Here is a 23,327-nt window from a genome sequence, read left to right on the forward strand (position 1 = left end):
ACAGGCATTTGCTATTGCTAAAAGTGGACGACCTTATGATGAAAACTTTGTTTCAAGATTAGCTTAAAATTGCTTGTTTTTTAACTCAGTTCTTTGTTATGTGTTGTTATTGTCATTCGTTTTTCTGCTTTGGGTAAAATTACTCGCAGCAAGACCTAGAATTCCTATAGCAAGAGTAAACATTAAGCCTATAAACCATTTATTTTGGTCATAAACGCGAGATATTTCTGCACGTGTTACTTCGAGGTCAGATTTGTATGTTTTATTAAAATTTGTTAAATCTTTTTGCATGAGAGGAATAGACAATGCTTTAGTTGGATTGTCTAATATTGCATTTTCAATTTTGGATAATCGATCATTCAAGATCTTAACTTCGGAATTTAATCTCCCATAACCGATTTTTAGATTTGATAAATGTGATAATATGCTTTGATTTTCAGTAATTTCTTTTGGATTATAATTATTTATTAATGTATCAATTTGTGATTTTGACAAAGATAATTCTGACAGTTGAATTATTAGTAAGCTATCTAATTCTGAATTCCTTTTTTTCATAGCATCAATACTTGATTTGTAATCAATAGTTCTTTTTAAGTACGGATCATCTGATTTGTTAAAAAAGCTATCAATAAGAAAACTTGCAGAAATCCCAACTGCTATAACAGATGTAACTATTGTTATTTTATTCAATAAGTTTATGAAGTTATTTTTCTTTTTGTTTTTTTTCATAATGAAGTTTTAATGACACATAACGTTTTTGTGTATGATTAGTGGCGTGTTTAAGCACCTAATTTAGCAAATAAATCACAGATAGAAAGTCCGCGAGGACTTTCGTAAGTAGGCGAGAACCAGCCATTAATTATACACGGTGTTGTAACCAGTATTTTTTCCTTAAACTACTCAATTTAACTTTGACTTTACATTTATTATTTTCAAAGTCAGAATAGAATTCATCTTGAAATAATTTCAGATTGTCCCAATTCGAAAAACTCTGATGGTCTTTATTTGAATAGTATTCTTTACTAACTTTTAATTGTCCGATTTTTTCGAATTTCGTTTCAGTTTTTTTGAAATGTTGAGCATAATACCAACTAATTTGTTCCTTTGGTTTATACTCTTTGTTGATTTGCTGTTCAAGTTTAAATAATAGTTTTGCGTTTTTAAAATCCTTTTCGGTTGGTTTCTCCGATTGTTTAATGTCAGTTAGAATAACTAAATTCAGTCCGAATTCCGTTTCCTTTTCCGATTCTAATACAAAGACTCCACAATAATCTCCATCACTTAATTTAAAAACCAAACAATCGCCTTTTTCGAAAATTGCATTTCGATATTTTTTTACTTTTCGTTTTCGGGATGTCTTTTTTTCGGATGATATTTTTTCTAAAAAACTATCTAAAACTTTTTTCCTTTTCGTTAAGTCAGATTTTGAAGAGTCAAGTTCTTTCCATAATTCAATATCCTTTCCAGATTCGACAATATCTTTAATCTGATTCAGAATTTTTGGGTCAAGTGATTTACATTCCCATTGTGATTTTGCGATAGTTAGCCAAAAATTATTTTGGTCTTCGTACGAATCAATCAGTTCCTTATTTTCCTCAATTAACTTTTCGGTAATTGCAGAAACTTCCATTCCTTGATTGTATAATTCAAAGAATTCATAGTTAATGTCTTCGTAAATATCGTTTGAAGAAATTCCTGTTCCCCAAGTTCCCATAGGCATTTCTTATATTGGTTACAACAATTGGATATAGGTATTAACTATATCCACCATATATCTACAGCTACAAATCTGAAGAAATAATCAGTTGTGTAAATACGTAGATATAGTACTTTTTATTTAATAAAGGATAAACTTAAGTCATTGAATTATAGTATTTTATGATATTAATCATATCGTATAATTCAATTATATTTTTTTAATAGCTATTGCATATGTATCCAATAAATATGTAGTTTAAAATTACTACATTAAAAACTCGTCTATATACGTAGTACTACGTATTTTTCTAAAAATTAAGTTGTTGCCGTTTGTTTTGTTGAGGTTGTAGGTTTCTTTTGGTGAGATTGCCACATCACGCTGAAAACGCGTGCCTCGCAATGACGTTTTACGAATAAAAAAATCCTAATGGTTTACATTAGGATTTTGTTGTACTTCTATGTTTATAGTTACCTAGCTAAAAAGCTACTCTAACGCACCAAGTATTTTTTTTAAGATCAAAAAAGATCTTGCATGCATGTATGGTTGACCATAAGCGGTTGAGATTAATGCAACGACTAAGTTTTTTTCTGGTACTACGACCAAATGGTTTCCGCCATAACCAGAAGCAAACAAATAATCTATTTCTTTACCATTAATGTTGAGTTGGTTTTTATACCAGAACATGCCATAAGAATTAGTGCTTCTCCAATCTGGGAAGTCAAACATTTTACGTTCTATTAACTTTTTAATATAGTCTGCTTGTACGATTTGTTCATCAACCCATTTGCCTTTGTTGGCTACTAAAACTCCAAGTTTAGCAAAATCTAATGTGCTTAAATATAAGTTGCCTGCTGCACCAGTTTGGTTAGACGCGTTTGTAAACCAGTAATATTCTGTTATTCCTAAAGGTTGAAATACGTGTTTTATGGCGAAATCTCTGAGACTCATGCCAGAGGTTTCTTCTATAATAGCACCTATTAAAACTGCATTAATATCTGTATATACCCATTTTTCTGCTGGCTTATTGGCTAAAGGCACGCTTAAGATGTAATCTACCCAATTATCCTTTCCTATCCAATTACCAGCATTACCAGGAGTATTCCAATCTTCTGAATCTGCATCTAAGCCAGAAGCCATATCGAGTAAGTGCTTAAGCTTTAATTTTTTATAATCGTCGTTGAGTGAAGGATACTTCTCTTTTGAGAAGAAGGAATAGACATCTTGTTCTAGGCTATCCACTAGACCTTGTTCTATAGCGACACCTAATAGCAATGCTGTAATACTTTTTCCGGCAGATCTAATATCATTAATGGTCTTTCTTTGCGTACTGCTATAGTACCATTCCATAAAAACCTGATGATCTTTAAGAACGACCACGCCTCTAAAGTCCTTCTGTTTAAAATTATCCATCACTGTAGCTAAAGCATTTATGGAGTCTCTATTAAAGCCTGCATCTTCAAAACCAATTGCTGGTAAGTCTTTAATAGGAGCTCTTTGAGCAAACGAAAACAAGGATAGGCATAGACAAGAGAGAATGATAAATAGTCGCATAATGGTTAGTATATGAGTTGTTTACATTTAAAGATGGCTTTATAATGAGATTGTTACAGTTGAGTCTGTTAGCATATACTTTTTAATAAAAAATCCTGATGGGTTACATCAGGATTTTTTTGTTATAGATTCTGAAACAAGTTCAGAATGACACTATGTTTTTGTTTCAGTTAATCATTCACCAAAACCCATTCGCCTTTATCAATTAAAGGAATGGCTTGCTTGTATTTTACGGTTTTGTTTTCACCACTCATCACATGCTTAATAGTAACTCTGTCGTTACGACCAATTTTTGGTTGCTCCCTTACAATAGTTTCTACTACTTGTTGTTGGCGAGAAGCTCCTTCACCAGCTTGTCTGTTTTGCGCAGCACGCTCATCCATATTAGGAATCTCGTCTTTCTGCGTTTCTAACTTTTCTTGCTTACGTGCTCTAGCTTCTTGAATGTTATTTGTGGTTTCTTGTGGAATTTCACCTTTAAATAAGAATGAAATTACCTCTTTATTCACTTGGTCTATCATAGCTTTAAACAGCTCAAAAGACTCAAACTTATAAATTAATAACGGATCTTTTTGTTCGTGTACTGCTAATTGTACCGACTGCTTTAACTCATCCATTTTACGTAAATGTACTTTCCAAGCATCATCTACAATGGCAAGTGTAATGTTCTTTTCAAAATCATTAATTAGCTGAGTTCCTTTTGTTTCAAAAGCTTTCTCTAAGTCTGTAACAACTTGTAGATTCTTAACTCCATCTGTAAATGGTACAACGATACGCTTAAACTTATCGCGTTGTGTGTTATATACATTTTCAATAACAGGGAATGCTAAATCTGCTGCACGTTGCATTTTTTCGCGATAGTGCTTAAAGGCTTCCTTGTAAATGGTGCCAGCAATATCTGTAGCACTCATTTTTCCGAAGTCAGCTTCAGAAATAGGAGAGGCCATTGAGAAGTAACGGATTAACTCAAACTCAAAGTTTTTATAATCATTAGCATCTTTGTTGTTATTAGCAATACCTTCAGAGGTATCAAAAATCATGTTGGCTAAATCTACACGTAGACGTTCACCATGTAAAGCATTACGACGACGTTTGTACACCACTTCACGCTGTGCATTCATTACATCATCATATTCTAATAAACGTTTACGTACACCAAAGTTATTCTCTTCTACTTTTTTCTGCGCACGCTCAATAGACTTAGAAATCATTCCATGCTGAATCACTTCACCTTCCTTAAGTCCCATTCTATCCATCATCTTAGCGATACGCTCAGAACCAAATAGACGCATTAGGTTATCTTCTAAAGACACATAGAACTGTGAACTTCCTGGATCTCCTTGACGACCAGCTCTACCACGCAACTGTCTATCTACACGACGCGAATCGTGACGCTCTGTACCAATAATGGCTAAACCACCAGCAGATTTTACTTCATCACTCAATTTAATATCTGTACCACGACCAGCCATGTTGGTTGCAATGGTTACTTGACCTGCATTACCAGCTTCTGCTACAATATCTGCTTCTTTTTTATGCTGTTTTGCATTCAATACATTATGAGGTATTTTACGAATACTCAACATCTTACCTAAAAGCTCCGATATTTCTACATTGGTAGTTCCTAAAAGTACTGGTCTTCCACCTTCAGATAATGTTGTAACTTCATCAATAACTGCGTTATATTTTTCACGTTTAGTTTTGTAAACTAAATCATCTCTATCATCTCTTGCGATTGGTCTGTTGGTAGGAATTTCTACAACATCTAATTTGTAGATTTCCCATAATTCACCAGCTTCTGTTACCGCAGTACCTGTCATACCAGACAGTTTACGGTACATTCTAAAGTAATTCTGTAGTGTTACTGTAGCAAAGGTTTGCGTAGCAGCTTCAATCTTAACATTTTCCTTCGCTTCAATTGCTTGGTGTAATCCGTCAGAATAACGACGACCATCCATAATACGACCTGTTTGCTCATCGACGATCATTACCTTGTTCTCCATAACAACGTACTGATTATCTTTTTCGAATAGAGCGTAAGCTTTAAGTAATTGGTTTAATGTATGAATACGTTCAGATTTCACGTTGAAGTCTCTAAATAACACTTCTTTAAGTTCTGCTTCTTCTTCAGAGGATAAACCTTGTCCTTCGATTTTAGCAATTTCTAGACCCATTTCTGGCATGACGAAGAAATCTGGATTGTCTTCGCCAGATAAGAACTCAACACCTTTGTCAGATAATTCAACCTGATTGTTTTTTTCGTCAATAACGTAATAGAGTTCTGCATCTACTTTAGGCATTTCTCTGTTGTTATCTTGCATGTAGAAGTTCTCCGTTTTCTGAAGTAATTGCTTAATACCTTCTTCAGATAAAAACTTAATTAAGGCTTTATTCTTAGGAATACCTCTATAAGCTCTTAATAATTGAAAACCACCTTCTTTAGTATCACCAGCAGCAATCAATTTTTTAGCTTCGGCTAATACACCAATTAAATATTTACGTTGTACTTCTTCAATTGCGTTTACTTTAGGTTTTAAAGCATCAAACTCGTGCTCGTCACCTCTAGGAACAGGACCAGAAATAATTAATGGTGTACGTGCATCATCGACTAATACAGAATCGACTTCATCGACAATGGCATAGTGATGTGGACGTTGTACTAAATCGTCTGGCGAATGTGCCATGTTATCACGTAAATAATCGAAACCAAATTCGTTATTTGTTCCGTATGTAATATCTGCGTTATAGGCTTTACGACGTGCATCTGAGTTTGGTGTATGGTAATCAATACAATCAATACTCATACCATGAAATTGAAATATTGGTGCCATCCAAGCACTATCACGTTTTGCTAAGTAATCGTTAACCGTTACTAAGTGCACACCTTTACCAGCAAGAGCGTTAAGATACACAGGAAGTGTAGCCACAAGGGTTTTACCTTCACCAGTTTGCATTTCAGCAATTTTTCCTCGGTGCATTGCAATACCACCAATTAACTGTACATCGTAATGAATCATGTCCCAAGTAATTGGTTTACCTGCAGCATCCCATGAGTTAGACCAAATGGCTTGGTCACCATCTAAGTTTACATAATCATTATCTCCAGATATTTCACGGTCAAAAGCATTTGCTGTTACAGGGATTTCTGTGTTATGTACAAAACGTTTTGCTGTTTCTTTTACAACGGCAAAAGCTTCTGGAAGAATATCAGTTAAAACGTCTTCTGTTGTTGCGTATACATCGTCTTCAAGTTTATCGACTTCGAGATAGATGTCTTCACGTTCATCAATATCTTCTGTAACTTCTGCTTTAGCAAGAAGTTCTTCTTTTTTAGCGTGAAGTGGTTGTCTTGCTTCTGCTATCTTAGCTTTAAATTCGTCAGTTTTTGCTCTTAGTTCATCGTGAGATAAAGCTTCTAAAGCTTTTTCGAACGTTTTTATTTTTTCTACAATGGGTTTTATTTCACCTACGTCTTGTTTGGATTTATCTCCAACAAAAACTTTAAGTACTTTATCAAAAAAAGTCATATTATATATATTGTAACAGATTGACAGGAGTCATTCTGTGTATTAATTTCAGTAAAAAATGCTAGCTTATAAGGGCTAATTATTGTTTCGAATTACGAGTATTCGAAAATAAAAAAAGTCTCTCAGTTATGTTAACGCAAGAGACTTTATTTATGATAATATTATATGTTAATATTCATCCTCGTTCCAGAGGTAATCTTCATCAGTTGGATAGTCTGGCCAAATTTCTTCAATAGAGTCGTAAGAATCACCTTCGTCTTCTATTGCTTGTAAGTTTTCAACAACTTCTAAAGGAGCTCCTGTTCTAATTGCGTAGTCAATGAGTTCGTCTTTTGTTGCCGGCCAAGGTGCATCACTTAAATAAGATGCTAATTCTAATGTCCAATACATTTGCGTGTGTAATTTAATTTTTGCAAAAATAATTTTTTAGTTGAACAATTCAAGAAAAAATCAAATTAATTAATCATTAATAGAAAGAACGTGTAACCTTCAACTTTTGTTTTTGGACTAAATATTGCAATTCTTAATCCTATTCTGTGATCGATTAGATGTGTTATGATTCTTTCTTTGGAATCCACTTTATCTCTTCAGCCTGTAAATCATATGACAACTTCCGTGCCAATACAAAAAGGTAGTCAGAAAGGCGATTGATGTATATTAATGTTTCGGGTTGAAATGGCTCTAAGTCATTAAGATGCGACGCTAAACGCTCAGCTCTACGGCATACAGTACGTGCAATGTGACAGAATGACACCGTTTGATGACCTCCTGGTAGAACGAAGTGCGTCATCTGTGGTAAACTAGCTTCCATAAGATCCATTTCCTTTTCTAAACGCTCTATATCTTCACTAGATATCTTAGGAATGTTGAGTCGTGCTTTACCACTCTTTAAAGTTGCTTTTTCGGGATCTGTAGCTAAAATAGCGCCAACCGTAAATAAGCGATCTTGAACTTCCATCAAGGTATTTTTATATAATTGATTAATATCTTGATCTCTAAGTAAACCAATATGAGAATTTAGCTCATCGATAGTGCCGTAACTTTCTATTCTTATATGATGCTTAGGGACACGTGTGCCACCAAATAGAGCAGTAGTACCTTTATCTCCTGTTTTTGTATATACTTTCATATTTCAAAGTTAAGGATTTAAGCTTGAAGCACGAAGATTGAATCTTGAAGTTTATCGAGAAGACGTAAAGGTTTAACTTAGAATAAAAATAAATTGAAACGTCATTGCGAGGACGAAGGACGTGGCAATCTCTCTAATTAAACAGATTGCCACAGCTAACAAAAAAAGCTAGCTTCGCAATGACGGAAAATAGAGTGTTATAGTAAATCAATAATGTGAAGTTTTAAATTTGAGTTATTGAAAACTGCGACTGAATACTAACTATTAAAAGTATCACTCTCAATAATACCATCACGCAAACGAATAACACGTTTAGCATGTGCTGCAACTTCCTCTTCATGAGTAACCATGATTACGGTATTACCAGCTTTATGAATATCATCAAAAAGACCCATGATTTCGGTACCTGTTTTAGTATCAAGGTTACCAGTTGGCTCATCTGCTAGTATTATAGATGGCTTATTCACTAAAGCTCTGCCTACAGCAACACGTTGTCTTTGTCCACCAGAAAGCTGATTAGGCTTATGATCCATACGATCAGCTAAACCAACATCGTGAAGTACTTCAGTAGCTCTATCGCTACGCTGTTTTTTTGAAGCTCCTGCATATATCATTGGCAAGGCAACATTCTCTAAAGCTGTAGTTCTTGGTAGTAAGTTAAAGGTTTGAAAAACGAAACCAATCTCTGTGTTTCTAATTTCTGCAAGTTCATCATCACTCATCTGACTAACGTCTTTTCCGTTTAGGTTATAAGAACCAGCAGTTGGTGTATCTAAACAACCTAATAAGTTCATTAAAGTAGATTTACCAGAACCTGATGGTCCCATAATAGCAACATATTCACCGCGTTTTATGTCTAAATCTATACCTTTTAATACATGAACAATTTCTTGTCCTAATTTAAAATCTCTAATAATATTTCTAATTTCAATGACGTTGTCACTCATAATTAAATAGTCTTGGTTGCTTAAATCTCTTGCAAGATAAAAGAATTTAAAAGTCAGTTCACCAAATAAGACGTTAAAATCGTTAGCTTGTTACAATCTAATTTTAAAATGTTCTTTTACTTGTTCTTTTCTGAAAAACACAAAGCCTAAATGGAAGCAATCTATAGTTACAGTTACTATATTATGAGCTTTTATATACTCCCATGCTTCAGTCATACCTTTTGACCAATATATGTCATCAAAAACAAATATAGTTTCATTATGAACTTTTGATAATAAGGATTCGAAATATTGAATTGTGGCTGCTTTATTATGATGACCATCAAAGATTATAAAATCAAAATCACGGTCTTGTAATGTTGGTATAATTGAAGTAAAATCTCCTTTTATGAATGCTGCGTTTTGAATATTTAAATCTTGAAATTTTGATTTTGCATAATCAGATGTATTAGGACAACCTTCGATAGTTGAAATATTAGAAAACTTATTCCCTAATGCTATTGCGTAAGTTCCCATTCCTAAAGAGGTTCCTAATTCTAACACGGATTTAAAATTGAAATATTGCGTTATTCTAAAAAGTAGTTTCGACTCTTTCTCTGTGCTACTTGAAGCTTGTATCATTTTGCTAACACTTCGCTTTTTTGAGTTAAGAGTTTTTGATCCTTCACCTAGATCTGTGATTTCTATTACAGTCTTTGAATTTTTTAAATGATTTCTATAGGCTTTAAGTTTACTATAGGCTGTATATTTTACATTATCATACAAGCATTTAGTTACAAAATTATAGATGAAAGGAGAATGTACTCCGTGTTGATTGGTGGAGTTAATTAGAAATTTAATGTATGCTATTATTTGGTACACTTTCTTGTTTACAATTAAAATGTATTTCTTTAAATTTTTTCTATTCATTTTGTCTTGATACAAAACGAACCAAAAAATCACAATCAAAATTAGGAATTACTCATGTATTCCTATTATTTATTAATGTATTCGTGAATGCAAAGCATTTGCTAAAGCAACATTCACTTTCGGAATTCCGTGCTTAAAGCTGCACTTCGCATCTACATTCCTTCGTTCATTATTTCTGAATTTTGATGTTTTTCGACTATGTCGAAATTAAGGTCTTTAATATTTATTAAATTTTATTTAAATCCCAAGGGTTTTATTTTTTGCTAACTGCTAACTGCTAACTGCTAACTGCTAACTTTCCAGTTTTTCAGATAATACAAACCAACGCATTTCTTTTTCTTCCATAGTATCAATAATTACCTGAAGTTTTTCTGATAATTTAGCAATATCATCCTGTGTTAATTCTGGATTATTAAATTTTACTTCTAAAGCTGTTTTATCCAGTTCTAACGATCTAATTTTAGATTCTAAATTCTTGTATTCTTTTTGCTCGTTATATGATAATTTATTGGCTTCGTTTTTCTTTACTGCTTTTGTACTATCTGGCTTAACAGTTTGCTCAATTTGTTTTGGTTTACTACTGTCATAAGCTCTAAAGTCTGAGTAATTCCCTGGGAAATCGTCTACAACTCCTTCTCCTCTAAACACAAACATATGATCTACTATTTTATCCATAAAGTAACGGTCGTGAGATACGACGAGAAGTACTCCAGGGAAATCCATTAGAAAACCTTCTAGTACATTCAGTGTTACAATATCTAAATCGTTGGTAGGTTCATCGAGAATTAAAACATTCGGATTTTGAATTAGAACGGTACATAAATACAATCGCTTTTGTTCTCCACCACTTAATTTTTCTACAAAATCCCATTGCTTCTTTCTATCGAATAAAAAGCGTTCTAATAATTGTTGTGCACTAATTTGTCTGCCTTTAGCTAATGGTATGTAGTCTCCGAATTCTTTAATGACATCAATGACCTTTTGGTTTGGTTTTGCTTTAATTCCACCTTGTGTATAATAACCGATTTTTACAGTTTCACCAATGACAACTTTACCATTATCTGGTTGTAAACTCTGTGTTAATAAGTTCAGAAAGGTTGATTTTCCTGTTCCGTTCTTACCAATAATACCAATACGTTCGCCTTTTTTGAAGGTGTATTCGAAACCATTTAAAATAGTTTTATCCTTAAAAGCTTTAGAAACATTATGAAACTCTATGATTTTGCTCCCAAGACGCTCCATATTAATTTCTAATTGGATTTGATGGTCATTACGTCGTTTATGTGCCTTAGTCTTTATTTCAAAGAAATCATCTATTCTGCTTTTAGATTTCGTAGTACGTGCTTTGGGCTGACGACGCATCCAATCGAGCTCTTTTTTAAAGAGTTGTTTGGCTTTCCCTACTTCAGTAGCCTGGTTTTCGATTCGTGCTTCTTTCTTTTCTAAATAATAAGAATAGTTTCCTTTGTAGGTGTGCAGTTCTCCTTGGTCTAATTCTATGATTTCATTACAAACACGTTCTAAAAAGTAACGGTCGTGAGTGACCATAAAAAGCGTTTGTTGTGTTTTTGCAAAATAGTCTTCTAACCATTCAATCATTTCTAAATCTAGATGGTTGGTAGGTTCATCTAAAATTAAAATATCTGGCTTACTTAATAATACTTGTGCCAATGCCAAACGCTTTTTTTGTCCACCAGAGAGTGTACTTACTTTTAGGCTTAAATCGTCTAATTTTAGCTGTGATAAAGTTTGTTGATATTGTGTTTCAAATTCCCAAGCATTATTACTATCCATAGCTTCAAAAGCAAGTTGATAAGCTTCAGCATCTTCAGGATTCTTTAAAGCATCTTCATAAGCTTGGATAATTTTTAAAATAGGAATTTCTGAGACGAAAATGGTTTCTTCAATAGTTAGTTTTGGGTCTAAATCTGGTTCTTGGTCTAGAAAAGCCAAACGCAGACCTTTTCTAATAACTATTTGCCCATCATCTGGTGAATCTTTTCCTGATAAAATATTGAGGATTGATGTCTTTCCACTTCCGTTTTTTGCAACAAAAGCAATCTTCTGATCTTTGTGGATACTGAAGGACAAATCTTTAAAAAGTACAAGCTCTCCATAAGACTTGGATATATTTTCTACGTTGAGGTAATTCAAACTAGTTTTTTTACAAAGAACGTAAATAAACCAAAAAGAAACCTAATAGTTTTGTTATTACTATTGATACATTATATTTGTCTGTAAACATCCATTTTACTTATGAGAAGCATAAAGCTTTTGATTATTGTTCTTAGTTGTATCGTAGTCTCTTCTTGTATTCCGCATAAAGACACGATTTATCTTCAGAATAAAGAGAATTCTACGAATGATACAATACCAAATAACTTAACAGAAATTCAAAAACCTTATAGAGTTCAGATTAATGACATTCTTAATGTTAGAGTAAAGGCTATTGATCAGGAAACGGTTGAGATTTTGAATCCTATTGGTGAAGAGAACCTTAATGCTACGAGTGCAGAACGTGCTTATTTTGATGGGTTTACAGTAGATGTTCATGGTAATATTAGGATACCAACTTTAGATTATATTAATGTTCTAGGTTTTACAACTGAAGAGATTGAAAAAATTATAGAGAAAAAGTTGCTTGATGAACAATTTAAGAAAACTGCAAATATCTTTGTTACTGTTAAACTTGCAGGTTTACGCTTTACAGCAAATGGAGAGGTAGGTTCTCCAGGTAGTAGAGTATTATTTACAGAAAAAGTAAATATTTTTGAAGCTATAGCCAATGTTGGAGAGATTCCAATCACTGGTAATAAAAAAGATGTCCTCATAATTAGACAATATCCACAAGGACAAAAAATACACCATTTAGACTTAACGGATATTAATGTTATGAAGTCTCCATACTATTACATACAACCAAATGATATAATTTATGTTAAACCCTTAAAGCAAAAATCAATAGGTACAGGTGAAACGGCTGTTGCGACTTTATCAACTATAGCAACTGTAGTATCTCTATTAACGACTTCAATTTTACTTTTTACACGATTATAGTACATGGAATATAAAGATTATGATGATATAGATTCTCAAGATTCACAACGTGTGAGTTTTGACTTTAAAGGCTTTTTATTTAAAGCACTTAATCTATGGAAATTAGTTTTACTGTGTGTTGGTATTGCATTAATAGTGGCATATTTTATTAACGTAAGAAAAGAAAATATCTATCGTTTAGATTCTTTGATTACTATAGATAATGATCAAAACCCATTTTTTACGGCTAATACTAGTATTTCTTTTAATTGGGGAGGCACTTCTGGTAAGGTAGGAAGTATTTTAACAGAGATTAAAACGAGGACGCACAATGAACTTGTCATTGATTCTCTAGAGTATTATAAGGAATATTTAAAACAAGGAAAATATCACTTAACAGATATTTATAAATCGGCACCATTTGATGTAAAAACGGATAAGTCAAAACCTCAGATGTTAGGAAGGGAAATTGGAATTAAGATTCTCAATAATACGACTTATGAATTATTTTATGAATTTGAGACTGATAGGGTTTTATGTCAGATGTTTGATTCAAAAAAGAAAATTACAAATAATGTAACTCTTGGGCTTTTTACTAAAGTATTTAAGTTTGGCGAGGTTGTTAATACACCCTTTTTTAATGGTGTGATTAATTTAAAAGATGAGGCTTTAATTTCGGAAGAGGATACATACTTTGTTAGATATCTAAATTATGACAGTGTTGTAAACCGTTATAAGAATGCTATCAAGATAGATCCTTATTCTAGACAATCGTCGTCAGTTTTAAAGTTATCTTTAATTGGAAAAAATAAATCTAAAATTGTGGATTTTCTGAATGCCACATCTGCCATACTTAGTAGAACTGAGCTAGAAAGAAAGAACCTTTATGCTACTAATACGATTAGGTTTATTGATAGCAGTCTTGGTGCCGTAAATGATAATTTGAAAGAAGTCACAACTGAAATGAATGACTTTAGAAAAGTAAATAAGGTCTTTAATGTTGAAGGTGAAATTGCACAAATTTCTGAACAACTAAAAAGTTACGATCAAGAAAAGTTAACAGAACAATCTAAATTAAACTATTTAAATAGTCTTGAGAATTATTTAAAGACAAAAACGGATTATACAAAGATTGCTGCACCGACGTCTGTGGGAATTGAAGAGAGCAATATATTGAATGGTGTAAGAAAAATTATAGCTCTTTCTTCTGAAAGACGCAACCTTGAATATTCAACTAAAGAAGGTTCTATCCTTTTCGAAGATTTGGATCGTCAGATTGATACTGAAAAGGATGTCTTGTTAGAAGCTATTAATGTCACAGAAAGCACTATTGGAGTACAATTAAATACAATAGGTAGAAAGATTGCCAATTTAGAGTCTAAATTAATAGGGTTGCCTGAAGATCAACAGGAATTCTTAAAAATTCAACGTAAATTAGATTTAAGCAGAGAAGCTTATGATATCTATCAAGCTAAACGTGGTGAAGCAGCTATAGTAAAGGCTGCAAATATTTCTGATATTACTGTAATAGATGATGCAAAAGATATAGGTAATGCACCAATTGGACCTAATAAGTCTCTAAACTATATGATGGCATTGATGATTGGTTTTTTCTCACCAATGTTTTTGATATTCATTATTTACTTATTAGACAATACTATTCATGGTTCAGATGAGATAACTAAGATGTCTAAGATTCCTATTCTGGGATTAATTGGAAAGTATCGTTATAAAAATAATTTGGTAGCTTATGAAAAACCAAAATCTGCTGTAGCAGAATCCTTCAGAGCAATTCGCTCTAGTTTACAGTTTATATTTAAAAACAATTCTTCAGAAACAACAAGAGCCAATACATTAATGATTACATCATCCGTTAGTGGAGAGGGTAAAACATTCACATCTATAAATATAGCAACTGTATATGCGCTATCTGGCAAGAAAACAATTTTATTAGGACTCGATTTACGTAAACCAAAAATCTTTGATGATTTTAATATTACGAATGAAAAAGGTGTGGTGAATTATTTGATTGGAGATAGTACTTTGGATGAAATTGTGGTCAATACTCATATTGAGAATCTTGATTTAATTACTTCAGGCCCAATACCACCAAATCCTTCAGAGTTATTGATGGGAAATAAGTTAAAAGAACTCATCAATAGTCTAAAACAAGATTATGATATGATTATTTTAGACACACCACCATTAGGCTTGGTTACAGACGCCTTAGAATTGGTGCAATATGCTGATGCGACAATCTTTATGGTAAGATTAGATTATACCAAGAAAGGAATGCTTCAATTAGTAAATGCAAAATATCGTACAGGAGAATTAAAGAATATAAGTTTTGTGCTTAACTTTTATAGACATAAGAATAATCATAACTATGGCTACGGTTATGGCTACGGCTATGGTTATGGCTACGGTTATGGTGTTTATGGCAATGCATATCACGAAAAGGACAAATATTCTTTAGGTAAAAGACTTAGGAATTTCTTCAAAAGGTTATAATACTGTTTTAAATATTTAATTTTGATAACAAAAACTCAACTTAAGATCAAACGAATATTTGATGTTATTTTGTCTTTGATACTTCTGCCTATATTAATCATTCCAATTTTATTGCTAATTGTAGTATCAACTATTGATACTAATAGATATGGTGTGTTTTCGCAATTAAGGGTAGGTCAACATGGAAATCTTTTCAAAATATATAAAATACGTACGTTAAAAGACGGAATTCATAAATTAGGGCATCAAGAAAAGAGTGCAACACCTATCGGGAAATACTTAAGACGAACTAAGCTAAATGAATTACCACAATTGTATAATGTATTAATCGGTGACATGAGTTTTGTTGGTCCAAGACCTGATTTGCAGGGTTTTGCAGATGAACTAAAAGGCGAAGATCGCATTATTTTGAAAGTTAAACCTGGAATAACAGGTGCGGCTACCTTAAAATATAAGAATGAAGAGGATGTATTAGAACGTCAAAAAGACCCAGAACACTACAATAGAACGATTATTTGGGTAGATAAAGTGAAAATCAACAAAAAGTATGTTGAGAATTACAGTTTTTCTTTAGATTTGACACTCATTTTAAAATCTACTTTAAACAAATGACACATTCAGAAGACAAAATTGCAATCATAGGATTAGGTTATGTCGGTTTGCCCCTAGCCGTAGAATTTGCCAAGCAATTCTTCGTAGTTGGTTTCGATATCAACAAACAGCGAATCAATGAGTTAAATTCAGGCTTAGATAAAACTTTAGAAGTCGATAACGACAATCTTAAATCAGTTTTAACAACAGACTTAAACGCAGAAAAAGGCTTATTCATTACTGATGATTTTGAAGCATTAACGGTGCCAAACATGTATATTATTACTGTACCAACACCAACAGATGCATTAAATAAACCAGTATTCACACCGCTTATTAAAGCAAGTGAAGCTGTTGGTAAAGCGATGAGTAAAGGTGATATTGTAGTCTATGAATCTACTGTATATCCTGGTGCTACTGAAGATATTTGTATTCCAGTTGTAGAAAAAGCATCTGGTTTTACATATAATAAAGATTTTTATGCTGGTTATTCACCAGAACGTATAAATCCGGGAGATAAGCACCATACGGTTACTAAAATATTAAAAGTGACTTCTGGTTCTACACCAGAAATTGCAAAAAGAGTCGATGACTTATATAAAACTGTAATAACAGCAGGTACGCATTTAGCACCTTCTATTAAAGTAGCAGAAGCTGCAAAAGTTATTGAAAACTCTCAAAGAGATATTAATATAGCTTTTGTTAACGAACTTTCTAAGATCTTTAGATTACTAGAAATAGATACCAAAGCTGTTTTAGAAGCTGCAGGTACCAAATGGAATTTCTTAAAGTTCTCACCAGGTTTAGTTGGTGGACATTGTATAGGTGTAGATCCTTATTATTTAGCTCAAAAGGCTATAGAATCTGGATATAATCCTGAAATTATTTTAGCAGGTCGTAAAATGAACGACAGTATGGGAAGCTATGTTGCGACTGAAACTGTAAAAATGATGATAAAGAAAGGTGCTACTATAAAAGGATCTAATGCTCTCGTATTAGGGATGACTTTTAAAGAAAACTGCCCTGATATTAGAAATTCTAGAGTTATTGATATTATTGAAGAATTTCAATCTTATCATGTAAATGTAGATGTATACGATCCTTGGGCTTCAAAGGAAGAAGTTAAACATGAATATGATATAGATTTAAAATCATCAATGTCTGAATTGAAATCAGATTATGATGCTATAATTTTAGCTGTATCTCATAATGAATTTTTAGAACTATCATTAGATAATTTAAAATCTGATAAAAGTGTAATTTTCGATGTGAAGTCATTATTGCCAATCGATTCTGTAGACGCACGTTTATAAACCCAATCACCTATACTACTTATATTATGTACTCAAATCCACATCATACACAAGACCTGTCAAAGTTAAGTTTTTTAATTACAGGGGGAGGAGGCTTTATTGGCTCTAATCTCGTAGAATATTTATTAAAGTATAATGCTAAAAAAGTTAGAGTTTTAGATGACTTTTCTAACGGTCATAGAAAAAATTTAACTGAGTTTCATGATAATCCAGCCTTTGAGTTATTAGAAGGAGATATTAGAGATCTTGATACTTGCCACAAAGCTGTGGAAGGTATTGATTATGTGTCTCACCAAGCTGCTTTAGGTTCTGTACCTCGTTCTATAAACGATCCAGCAACTACAAATCAAGTTAATATTTCTGGATTTTTAAATATGATGATTGCCATAAAGGATAGTTCAACTGTAAAACGCATGGTCTATGCAGCATCTAGTTCTACTTATGGAGATAGTAAATCATTACCAAAAGTTGAGGATACTATTGGTAAGCCATTATCTCCTTATGCAGTTACAAAATATGTTAACGAGTTATATGCAGATGTATTTGGGACAACGTATGATACTGATGTTATTGGTTTAAGATACTTTAATGTATTTGGACCAAAACAAAGTCCAGATGGTGCTTATGCAGCAGTAATTCCATTATTTATGCAAGCTCTAAATGATAATGAGCCTTCTAAAATAAATGGTGACGGTGAGCAAACTAGAGATTTCACTTTTATTGATAATGTAGTACAAGCAAATGTAAAAGGCTTTTTCGCTTCTAAAGAGGCGAAGAATGAAGTCTTTAATGTAGCATGTGGAGAACGAATTACTATAAATTATTTATGGGATTCTCTACGTATAGCGGCAGGTTCTGACTTAAAAGCCATTTATGGACCAGAAAGACAAGGTGATGTAAGGGATTCTTTAGCTAATATTTCTAAAGCTGAAAAGCTATTAGGATATAAGCCTCAATATACTGTAAGAGAAGGGTTGAAAATTACTTGGGATTATTTTAATTAGAGAAAATTATCCCAATAACGATTTATTAATCTAAAATTAATATCTTTAATTTAAGTTAATTAAAAAGGTCTAGTATATTCCCTAAGTATATAAGCTTTAATATAAACATTAATCATTAATGACAAATATTTTAGTTACTGGCGGAGCTGGTCAATTAGGGAGTTCTTTAGCTACAAAACTTTCATTAAACAAAAATGTAACGGTTGTAATAATAGATAATCTTTCAACAGGAAATGAATCTAAAATTCCAAAGAGAGATAATGTTAAATTTATAAAGGCAGATGTCAATGATTACAAGGATATCATTTCAATATTTGCTACATTTAAATTTAAATATGTATTCCATTATGCTGCTGTTGTAGGTGTAGAAAGAACATTAGATAACCCAATTAATGTTCTAAATGATATTGATGGTATTAAAAATATTTTATCCCTCTCTAAAAATTCTGGAGTAGAGCGGGTTTTTTATTCGAGCTCATCGGAAGTTTATGGAGAACCGTTTGAGATCCCTCAAAATGAAAGCACCACACCTTTAAATTCAAGATTGCCTTATGCAATTGTAAAAAATGTTGGCGAAGCATTTTTTAAAGCTTACCAAAGAGAGTATGGTTTAGATTACACTATTTTCCGTTTTTTTAACACTTATGGCCCATTACAAAGTAACGATTTTGTAATGCCGAGGTTTCTAAAATTAGCGATGAATAATCAGCCAATTCCTATTTATGGAAAAGGGGATCAAACCCGGTCATTTTGTTACATTGATGATAACGTGGATACTTGTCTTAACGCTCTATATAATGATGCTTATGTAAATGATGTGCTTAATATTGGTAATGATATTGAGATTAGTATATTACAATTAGCAGAAAAAATTATTGAACTAACTCATTCTAAATCTGAGATTATATTTTTGCCTTCCTTAAAAGAAGGCGATATGACAAGAAGATGCCCTGATATAGGGAAAATGAAAGCCTTGCTTGGAAGAGATTTAATTTCATTAGAAGAAGGTGTAAATAAAATGATGAGTCATTATAATATTTATACAATTGAAAAAGCATAGGATTTAACTTATTTTCCTTTATTTCATTTCTTATATTAGCCGTATAAAATAATTGTCAATTGAAAACGGCTGAAGAGCATTGGTTATACATTATTTCTTCAAAAAAGAAACTAATAAATTTTAATTTTAAAGAAATTTGGAGATATAGAGACCTCTTGTTCTTATTTGTAAAAAGAGATATCATAACCCTTTATAAGCAAACTATACTTGGACCGTTATGGTATTTAATTCAACCATTATTTACGTCTTTAATATTTACCTTAATCTTTAATAATCTTGCAGATATACCTACAGGAGATAATGTACCTAGTTTTTTATTTAATCTTGCTGGTATTACATCTTGGAATTATTTTAAGGAATGTCTCGTAGGTACTAGTGATACTTTTAAAAAAAATGAAAATATTTTTGGTAAAGTATACTTCCCAAGGGTTATAATGCCAATGTCTGTTGTGGTGTCAAATTTATTGAAGTTTGCAATTCAACTTATTGTTTTAATTGGCTTTTATCTTTATTTTATTTGGTTTGCAGAACCAAGTTATGCTATCTCTCCGCAATTAAATTTTGCTCTTTTTCCTTTATTGGTTTTATTAATGGCTTTATTGGGCTTAGGTTTAGGAATGATAATATCATCTATGACTACAAAATATAGGGATCTTACTTTTTTAGTACAGTTTGGAGTGCAGTTATTAATGTATGGTTCTGCAGTGATGTACCCAATGTCTTATTTTAGGGATAAATTACCTAATTATTATTGGTTAATAGAATGGAATCCAATAGCCATTATCGTAGAATCTTTTAGAACTATGGTTTTTGGTATAGGAGATTTAGATATTCATAAATTAATCTATGCAACAATTGTGAGTTGTATTATTTTCTTGATTGGATTAGTTATATTTAATAAAACCGAAAAAAGCTTTATCGATACTATATAATGAGTTCGGATATAATTTTAAAAGTAGAAGATGTTGGTAAGCAATATCGATTGGGACTTGTAGGAACAGGGACTCTTAGTCATGATCTAAATCGTTGGTGGAACAAGGCAATTGGGAAAGGTGATCCTTATTTAAAGATAGGAGAGTCTAACGATAGAAGTGAAAAAGGAAATTCAGACTATGTTTGGGCTATAAACAATATAAATTTTGAAGTTAAACGCGGAGAAGTTCTCGGTATCATAGGAAAAAATGGTGCAGGTAAATCTACATTATTAAAAATTTTATCTAGAGTAACAGGACCTACTACAGGGCAAATAAAAACTAATGGTAGAATAGCTTCATTATTAGAAGTAGGAACAGGCTTTCATCCAGAAATGACTGGAAGAGAGAATATTTACTTAAATGGTGCCATCTTAGGAATGACTAAAGCAGAAATCAATTCTAAAATTGATGAAATTGTCGATTTTTCAGGCTGTTTAAGATATGTTGACACTCCAGTAAAACGATACAGTTCAGGTATGAAGGTGCGTTTGGCGTTTGCCGTTGCAGCACATTTAGAACCAGATATTTTAGTAATTGATGAGGTATTAGCTGTAGGAGATGCTGAGTTTCAGAAAAAAGCCATTGGCAAAATGCAAGACATTTCTAATAGCGATGGTAGGACTGTTTTATTTGTAAGTCATAATATGGCTGCCGTGAAAAGTTTATGTACTAGAACTATTGTATTGAATAATGGCAATATGGCTTTTAACGGAAGCACAGAAGAAGCTGTTGAGTTTTACCTCAAAAATGAAGCTAATACAAGTGCTGCTTTTTATGATAACAAAGAAGTTAAGGAGAATTCTGATGTTATATCAATTGCTTTATTAGATAAAAACAAAGAATTATCTGGTGTTTTTGGATTTGAAGATACTGTATCAGTAAGCATAAAATTTAAGATTTCTGATGCTAAACTGATTAATAATCCTTTGCTAGGTATTAGAATAAGCGATCAATTAGAACGAAATATTTTTACAAATCAGAAATCTTTAAAAGACATAAATACTAAAGCGGGTGTAAATGAGATTAATGTTGAAATTCCTAACTCCCTTTTAGTTCCGAATACGTATTATGTAACTATTGGGTTTCATATAAGAAATCAAGAGGTAATAAGGTCGTTAAAGAAAATTGTTTCATTTAAAATTGAAGAAACAGGGACAGAGTTTCATAATTATAGATCAAAAGATTTTGGTTGTGTTATTGTTAATTGTAAATGGAAAACACAAGAATGAACGTTCTTCTAATTAATGATACTAGAGCTGAATTAAATCCTGGTTGCCAAGCAACAGTTAGTGAGTTAATCACATTTGTTAAAGCTAATGGTAATGATGTGAATCTAAATATTATGGCTCATGGTGAAAGTTATGAGATATATAAAACCCCAGATTTATACTATACAAGTGTAAAAGTTCAATTAAAAAATCTCATTACTAGAATAGGGAATAAATTAAATTTTTTTAATAAAGCTAAGGATAGGTCTAAATCCTTAAATTTTAAGACATGGAAGCATATAGCACTAAATGAGATTTCTGAGGTTATAAAAGCTAAAATTGCGAATGCCGATTTAGTTTTAGTTAATATGGAAGGGACTATTCATAATAATGGTAGAGGTGGTTTAGCATTATTGGGTTTAGCTTATTATGCTAAATCACAAGGAAAAAAAGTGGCAATGGTTAATGGGAGTTACCAAAACATGTCAAAAAAAATCACATTAGAGGTATTAAGTAAAATTGAATTTTTAAGTGTAAGAGAAGTTAAATCATATAATTATCTTAAACGTTCTTTGTCTCAGGTACATTTAATTCCTGATTTTGCTTTTAAGGCTAATATAAATGAGGTTTTTAAAAATATAGATGGCATTATAAAAGATGATGAAAATAAAAAATGTTTGTACACTGTTGGAGTGTTAGGCGCTTTTCCTAATCAAAAAAATGGAATTAATTTAGATCAGATAACGCAACACGTTAATGAGATAAAACAATTAGGTTATAAACCATACTATTTAAAGATTGAAAATGCAGAAAATGCTATAGAAACCTATTTAAAAGATTTAGCTGTAAATACGATCTCCTATAATAGTGATCTTAAGTATGCAAATATTGGCACACTTATTTCAAAATTTGATTTATTAGTCACAGGTAGGTATCATATTGGGATTTTTGGTTTAATGTCCAAAGTCAAAACATTGTTTTTGCCTTCTAATACCTATAAAATTGAAGGTTTACTTAAAATGATAAATCGAGAGCAACTCTTAATAGAGAATGATAATATCATATCATCTTTTAATGCTTCAGATAAAAAAGAGCAAATAGAAATTGATGATTTAATTTCTATGGAGTCATATAATAACTTTGGTGAATTCCTGAGGAAATTGTAAAAATTGGTTTGAAACAACTTAAAAATAAAATAAAGAAGATTTTTTATGATGGCCATTTAGAGCTTTCTAAATATTATGTCGTTAATTTTAAAGCTATATTTTCGTATTACTTTTCCAAATTTATTATTGATAAAAATGATAAGATATATCTTAATTTTTTGGTTACATCCAAAGCGGAATTAAGAATGTTTAGACCCATTATTGTTTCAGTTTTAAAAAACAATAGTTTTAGAAGTCATGTATTTTATCTAAGTAATCATCAGTATGATAAAGAAATGAATTCTAAAATTCATGAAAGCGATAACGTTAGTATCTCTAATTCAATCTATCCTATTATCAAATCATTTAATAGTAAAAATTATTTGAACATAATATGCCTAGATCATGCTTCCTTTTATAAACAACATTCTGTAGGTGTAGATATAATGAAGTATATTAGAAAGCAAGGAGGTAAAACAGTATGTGTGCAACATGGTGGCACTCAGGAAGATAATATTGATGGACATAAAACATCAGAATCGCTAAATCAAATCGTTTTTGGTAAGTATGTATATAATAAGTTAATTGCTGAAGATATAGATGATCAATATGTTTTTTTAACAGGCAATCCATTACATGATTTAACTGTGAATAAACAGAAAATTAATATAGATAGATTTAATGCCAAAAATAAAAAGGTAATAACATTAATAACCTGTTTAC

At 31.8% G+C, this 23,327-nt stretch carries 19 protein-coding genes; 10 read left to right on the forward strand and 9 right to left on the reverse strand.

The annotated features are described in order from the left end of the window. Positions 1 to 96: 96 nt before the first annotated feature. The 9 genes from QZZ53_RS11450 to QZZ53_RS11490 all read right to left on the reverse strand — a co-directional run bounded on the left by QZZ53_RS11450 (position 97) and on the right by QZZ53_RS11490 (position 11,916). Positions 97 to 729: a hypothetical protein gene (locus tag QZZ53_RS11450; protein WP_296384737.1), complete on the reverse strand. Its 633-nt coding sequence runs from the start codon at positions 727 to 729 to the stop codon at positions 97 to 99. A 130-nt stretch (positions 730 to 859) separates the two neighbouring features. Further along, complete coding sequence (locus QZZ53_RS11455) at positions 860 to 1,714, reverse strand: hypothetical protein (protein WP_296384739.1); 855 nt, start codon at positions 1,712 to 1,714, stop codon at positions 860 to 862. Positions 1,715 to 2,182: 468 nt separating this feature from the next. Further along, complete coding sequence (locus tag QZZ53_RS11460; RefSeq protein ID WP_296384741.1) at positions 2,183 to 3,250, reverse strand: serine hydrolase; 1,068 nt, start codon at positions 3,248 to 3,250, stop codon at positions 2,183 to 2,185. A 170-nt stretch (positions 3,251 to 3,420) separates the two neighbouring features. Beyond that, positions 3,421 to 6,777, reverse strand: a complete 3,357-nt coding sequence (gene secA / locus QZZ53_RS11465; protein WP_296384744.1) for a preprotein translocase subunit SecA — start codon at positions 6,775 to 6,777, stop codon at positions 3,421 to 3,423. A gap of 168 nt (positions 6,778 to 6,945) precedes the next feature. Next, positions 6,946 to 7,167: a DUF2795 domain-containing protein gene (locus tag QZZ53_RS11470; protein WP_008272287.1), complete on the reverse strand. Its 222-nt coding sequence runs from the start codon at positions 7,165 to 7,167 to the stop codon at positions 6,946 to 6,948. 163 nt (positions 7,168 to 7,330) lie between these two features. After that, on the reverse strand, positions 7,331 to 7,906 hold the full coding sequence (locus QZZ53_RS11475) for a cob(I)yrinic acid a,c-diamide adenosyltransferase (protein WP_296384746.1): 576 nt from the start codon (positions 7,904 to 7,906) through the stop codon (positions 7,331 to 7,333). Between the two features lie 257 nt (positions 7,907 to 8,163). Continuing rightward, positions 8,164 to 8,853 (reverse strand): ABC transporter ATP-binding protein, encoded by a 690-nt coding sequence (locus QZZ53_RS11480; protein WP_296384749.1) that lies wholly within the window; start codon positions 8,851 to 8,853, stop codon positions 8,164 to 8,166. Positions 8,854 to 8,943: 90 nt separating this feature from the next. Then, the gene (locus QZZ53_RS11485) at positions 8,944 to 9,762 is read right to left on the reverse strand and encodes a class I SAM-dependent methyltransferase (protein ID WP_296384751.1); all 819 of its coding nucleotides are present in this window, start codon (positions 9,760 to 9,762) and stop codon (positions 8,944 to 8,946) included. Between the two features lie 291 nt (positions 9,763 to 10,053). Continuing rightward, on the reverse strand, positions 10,054 to 11,916 hold the full coding sequence (locus QZZ53_RS11490) for an ABC-F family ATP-binding cassette domain-containing protein (RefSeq protein ID WP_296384754.1): 1,863 nt from the start codon (positions 11,914 to 11,916) through the stop codon (positions 10,054 to 10,056). Between the two features lie 102 nt (positions 11,917 to 12,018). Here QZZ53_RS11490 and QZZ53_RS11495 point away from each other — a divergent pair, with 102 nt between their 5' ends. From QZZ53_RS11495 to QZZ53_RS11540, 10 genes are all read left to right on the forward strand, one after another. Then, a complete protein-coding gene (locus QZZ53_RS11495; protein WP_296384757.1) occupies positions 12,019 to 12,819 on the forward strand; it encodes a polysaccharide biosynthesis/export family protein in 801 nt (266 codons plus the stop codon). Positions 12,820 to 12,822: 3 nt separating this feature from the next. Next, positions 12,823 to 15,309 carry a tyrosine-protein kinase family protein gene (locus QZZ53_RS11500; protein WP_296384760.1) on the forward strand — a complete coding sequence of 829 codons (2,487 nt, stop codon included), beginning with the start codon at positions 12,823 to 12,825 and terminating at the stop codon, positions 15,307 to 15,309. A gap of 21 nt (positions 15,310 to 15,330) precedes the next feature. Beyond that, entirely contained in the window at positions 15,331 to 15,921 is a 591-nt protein-coding gene (locus QZZ53_RS11505) for a sugar transferase (protein WP_296384763.1), read from the forward strand. Beyond that, positions 15,918 to 17,213, forward strand: coding sequence for a nucleotide sugar dehydrogenase (locus QZZ53_RS11510; protein ID WP_296384765.1), 1,296 nt, complete (start codon positions 15,918 to 15,920; stop codon positions 17,211 to 17,213). The genes QZZ53_RS11505 and QZZ53_RS11510 overlap by 4 nt, the downstream gene beginning before the upstream one ends. A gap of 26 nt (positions 17,214 to 17,239) precedes the next feature. After that, positions 17,240 to 18,217 (forward strand): SDR family oxidoreductase, encoded by a 978-nt coding sequence (locus QZZ53_RS11515; protein WP_296384768.1) that lies wholly within the window; start codon positions 17,240 to 17,242, stop codon positions 18,215 to 18,217. A 118-nt stretch (positions 18,218 to 18,335) separates the two neighbouring features. Further along, on the forward strand, positions 18,336 to 19,277 hold the full coding sequence (locus tag QZZ53_RS11520; protein ID WP_296384770.1) for an NAD-dependent epimerase/dehydratase family protein: 942 nt from the start codon (positions 18,336 to 18,338) through the stop codon (positions 19,275 to 19,277). A 59-nt stretch (positions 19,278 to 19,336) separates the two neighbouring features. Beyond that, a complete protein-coding gene (locus QZZ53_RS11525) occupies positions 19,337 to 20,209 on the forward strand; it encodes an ABC transporter permease (RefSeq protein ID WP_296384772.1) in 873 nt (290 codons plus the stop codon). After that, positions 20,209 to 21,480 (forward strand): ABC transporter ATP-binding protein, encoded by a 1,272-nt coding sequence (locus QZZ53_RS11530; RefSeq protein WP_296384774.1) that lies wholly within the window; start codon positions 20,209 to 20,211, stop codon positions 21,478 to 21,480. Before QZZ53_RS11525 ends, QZZ53_RS11530 begins: the two co-directional genes overlap by 1 nt. Further along, positions 21,477 to 22,625 carry a polysaccharide pyruvyl transferase family protein gene (locus QZZ53_RS11535; protein WP_296384777.1) on the forward strand — a complete coding sequence of 383 codons (1,149 nt, stop codon included), beginning with the start codon at positions 21,477 to 21,479 and terminating at the stop codon, positions 22,623 to 22,625. Before QZZ53_RS11530 ends, QZZ53_RS11535 begins: the two co-directional genes overlap by 4 nt. 8 nt (positions 22,626 to 22,633) lie before the next feature. Next, positions 22,634 to 23,327: hypothetical protein (locus tag QZZ53_RS11540; RefSeq protein ID WP_296384779.1), on the forward strand; the 694-nt coding region annotated here is incomplete at its 3' end.

The sequence above is a fragment of the Winogradskyella sp. genome (assembly GCF_016744625.1).
In the GTDB taxonomy this organism is placed as follows: Bacteria; Bacteroidota; Bacteroidia; order Flavobacteriales; family Flavobacteriaceae; genus Winogradskyella.

What these genes read in the sequence shown, in the direction of transcription:
- QZZ53_RS11455 (WP_296384739.1), bottom strand. Translation starts at nt 1,714, where the DNA reads ATGGGAACTTGGGGAACAGGAATTTCTTCAAACGATATTTACGAAGAC.
- QZZ53_RS11450 (WP_296384737.1), bottom strand. Translation starts at nt 729, where the DNA reads ATGAAAAAAAACAAAAAGAAAAATAACTTCATAAACTTATTGAATAAA.
- QZZ53_RS11515 (WP_296384768.1), top strand. Translation starts at nt 17,240, where the DNA reads ATGTACTCAAATCCACATCATACACAAGACCTGTCAAAGTTAAGTTTT.
- QZZ53_RS11500 (WP_296384760.1), top strand. Translation starts at nt 12,823, where the DNA reads ATGGAATATAAAGATTATGATGATATAGATTCTCAAGATTCACAACGT.
- secA (WP_296384744.1), bottom strand. Translation starts at nt 6,777, where the DNA reads ATGACTTTTTTTGATAAAGTACTTAAAGTTTTTGTTGGAGATAAATCC.
- QZZ53_RS11485 (WP_296384751.1), bottom strand. Translation starts at nt 9,762, where the DNA reads ATGAATAGAAAAAATTTAAAGAAATACATTTTAATTGTAAACAAGAAA.
- QZZ53_RS11510 (WP_296384765.1), top strand. Translation starts at nt 15,918, where the DNA reads ATGACACATTCAGAAGACAAAATTGCAATCATAGGATTAGGTTATGTC.
- QZZ53_RS11530 (WP_296384774.1), top strand. Translation starts at nt 20,209, where the DNA reads ATGAGTTCGGATATAATTTTAAAAGTAGAAGATGTTGGTAAGCAATAT.
- QZZ53_RS11470 (WP_008272287.1), bottom strand. Translation starts at nt 7,167, where the DNA reads ATGTATTGGACATTAGAATTAGCATCTTATTTAAGTGATGCACCTTGG.
- QZZ53_RS11495 (WP_296384757.1), top strand. Translation starts at nt 12,019, where the DNA reads ATGAGAAGCATAAAGCTTTTGATTATTGTTCTTAGTTGTATCGTAGTC.
- QZZ53_RS11520 (WP_296384770.1), top strand. Translation starts at nt 18,336, where the DNA reads ATGACAAATATTTTAGTTACTGGCGGAGCTGGTCAATTAGGGAGTTCT.
- QZZ53_RS11475 (WP_296384746.1), bottom strand. Translation starts at nt 7,906, where the DNA reads ATGAAAGTATATACAAAAACAGGAGATAAAGGTACTACTGCTCTATTT.
- QZZ53_RS11480 (WP_296384749.1), bottom strand. Translation starts at nt 8,853, where the DNA reads ATGAGTGACAACGTCATTGAAATTAGAAATATTATTAGAGATTTTAAA.
- QZZ53_RS11460 (WP_296384741.1), bottom strand. Translation starts at nt 3,250, where the DNA reads ATGCGACTATTTATCATTCTCTCTTGTCTATGCCTATCCTTGTTTTCG.
- QZZ53_RS11535 (WP_296384777.1), top strand. Translation starts at nt 21,477, where the DNA reads ATGAACGTTCTTCTAATTAATGATACTAGAGCTGAATTAAATCCTGGT.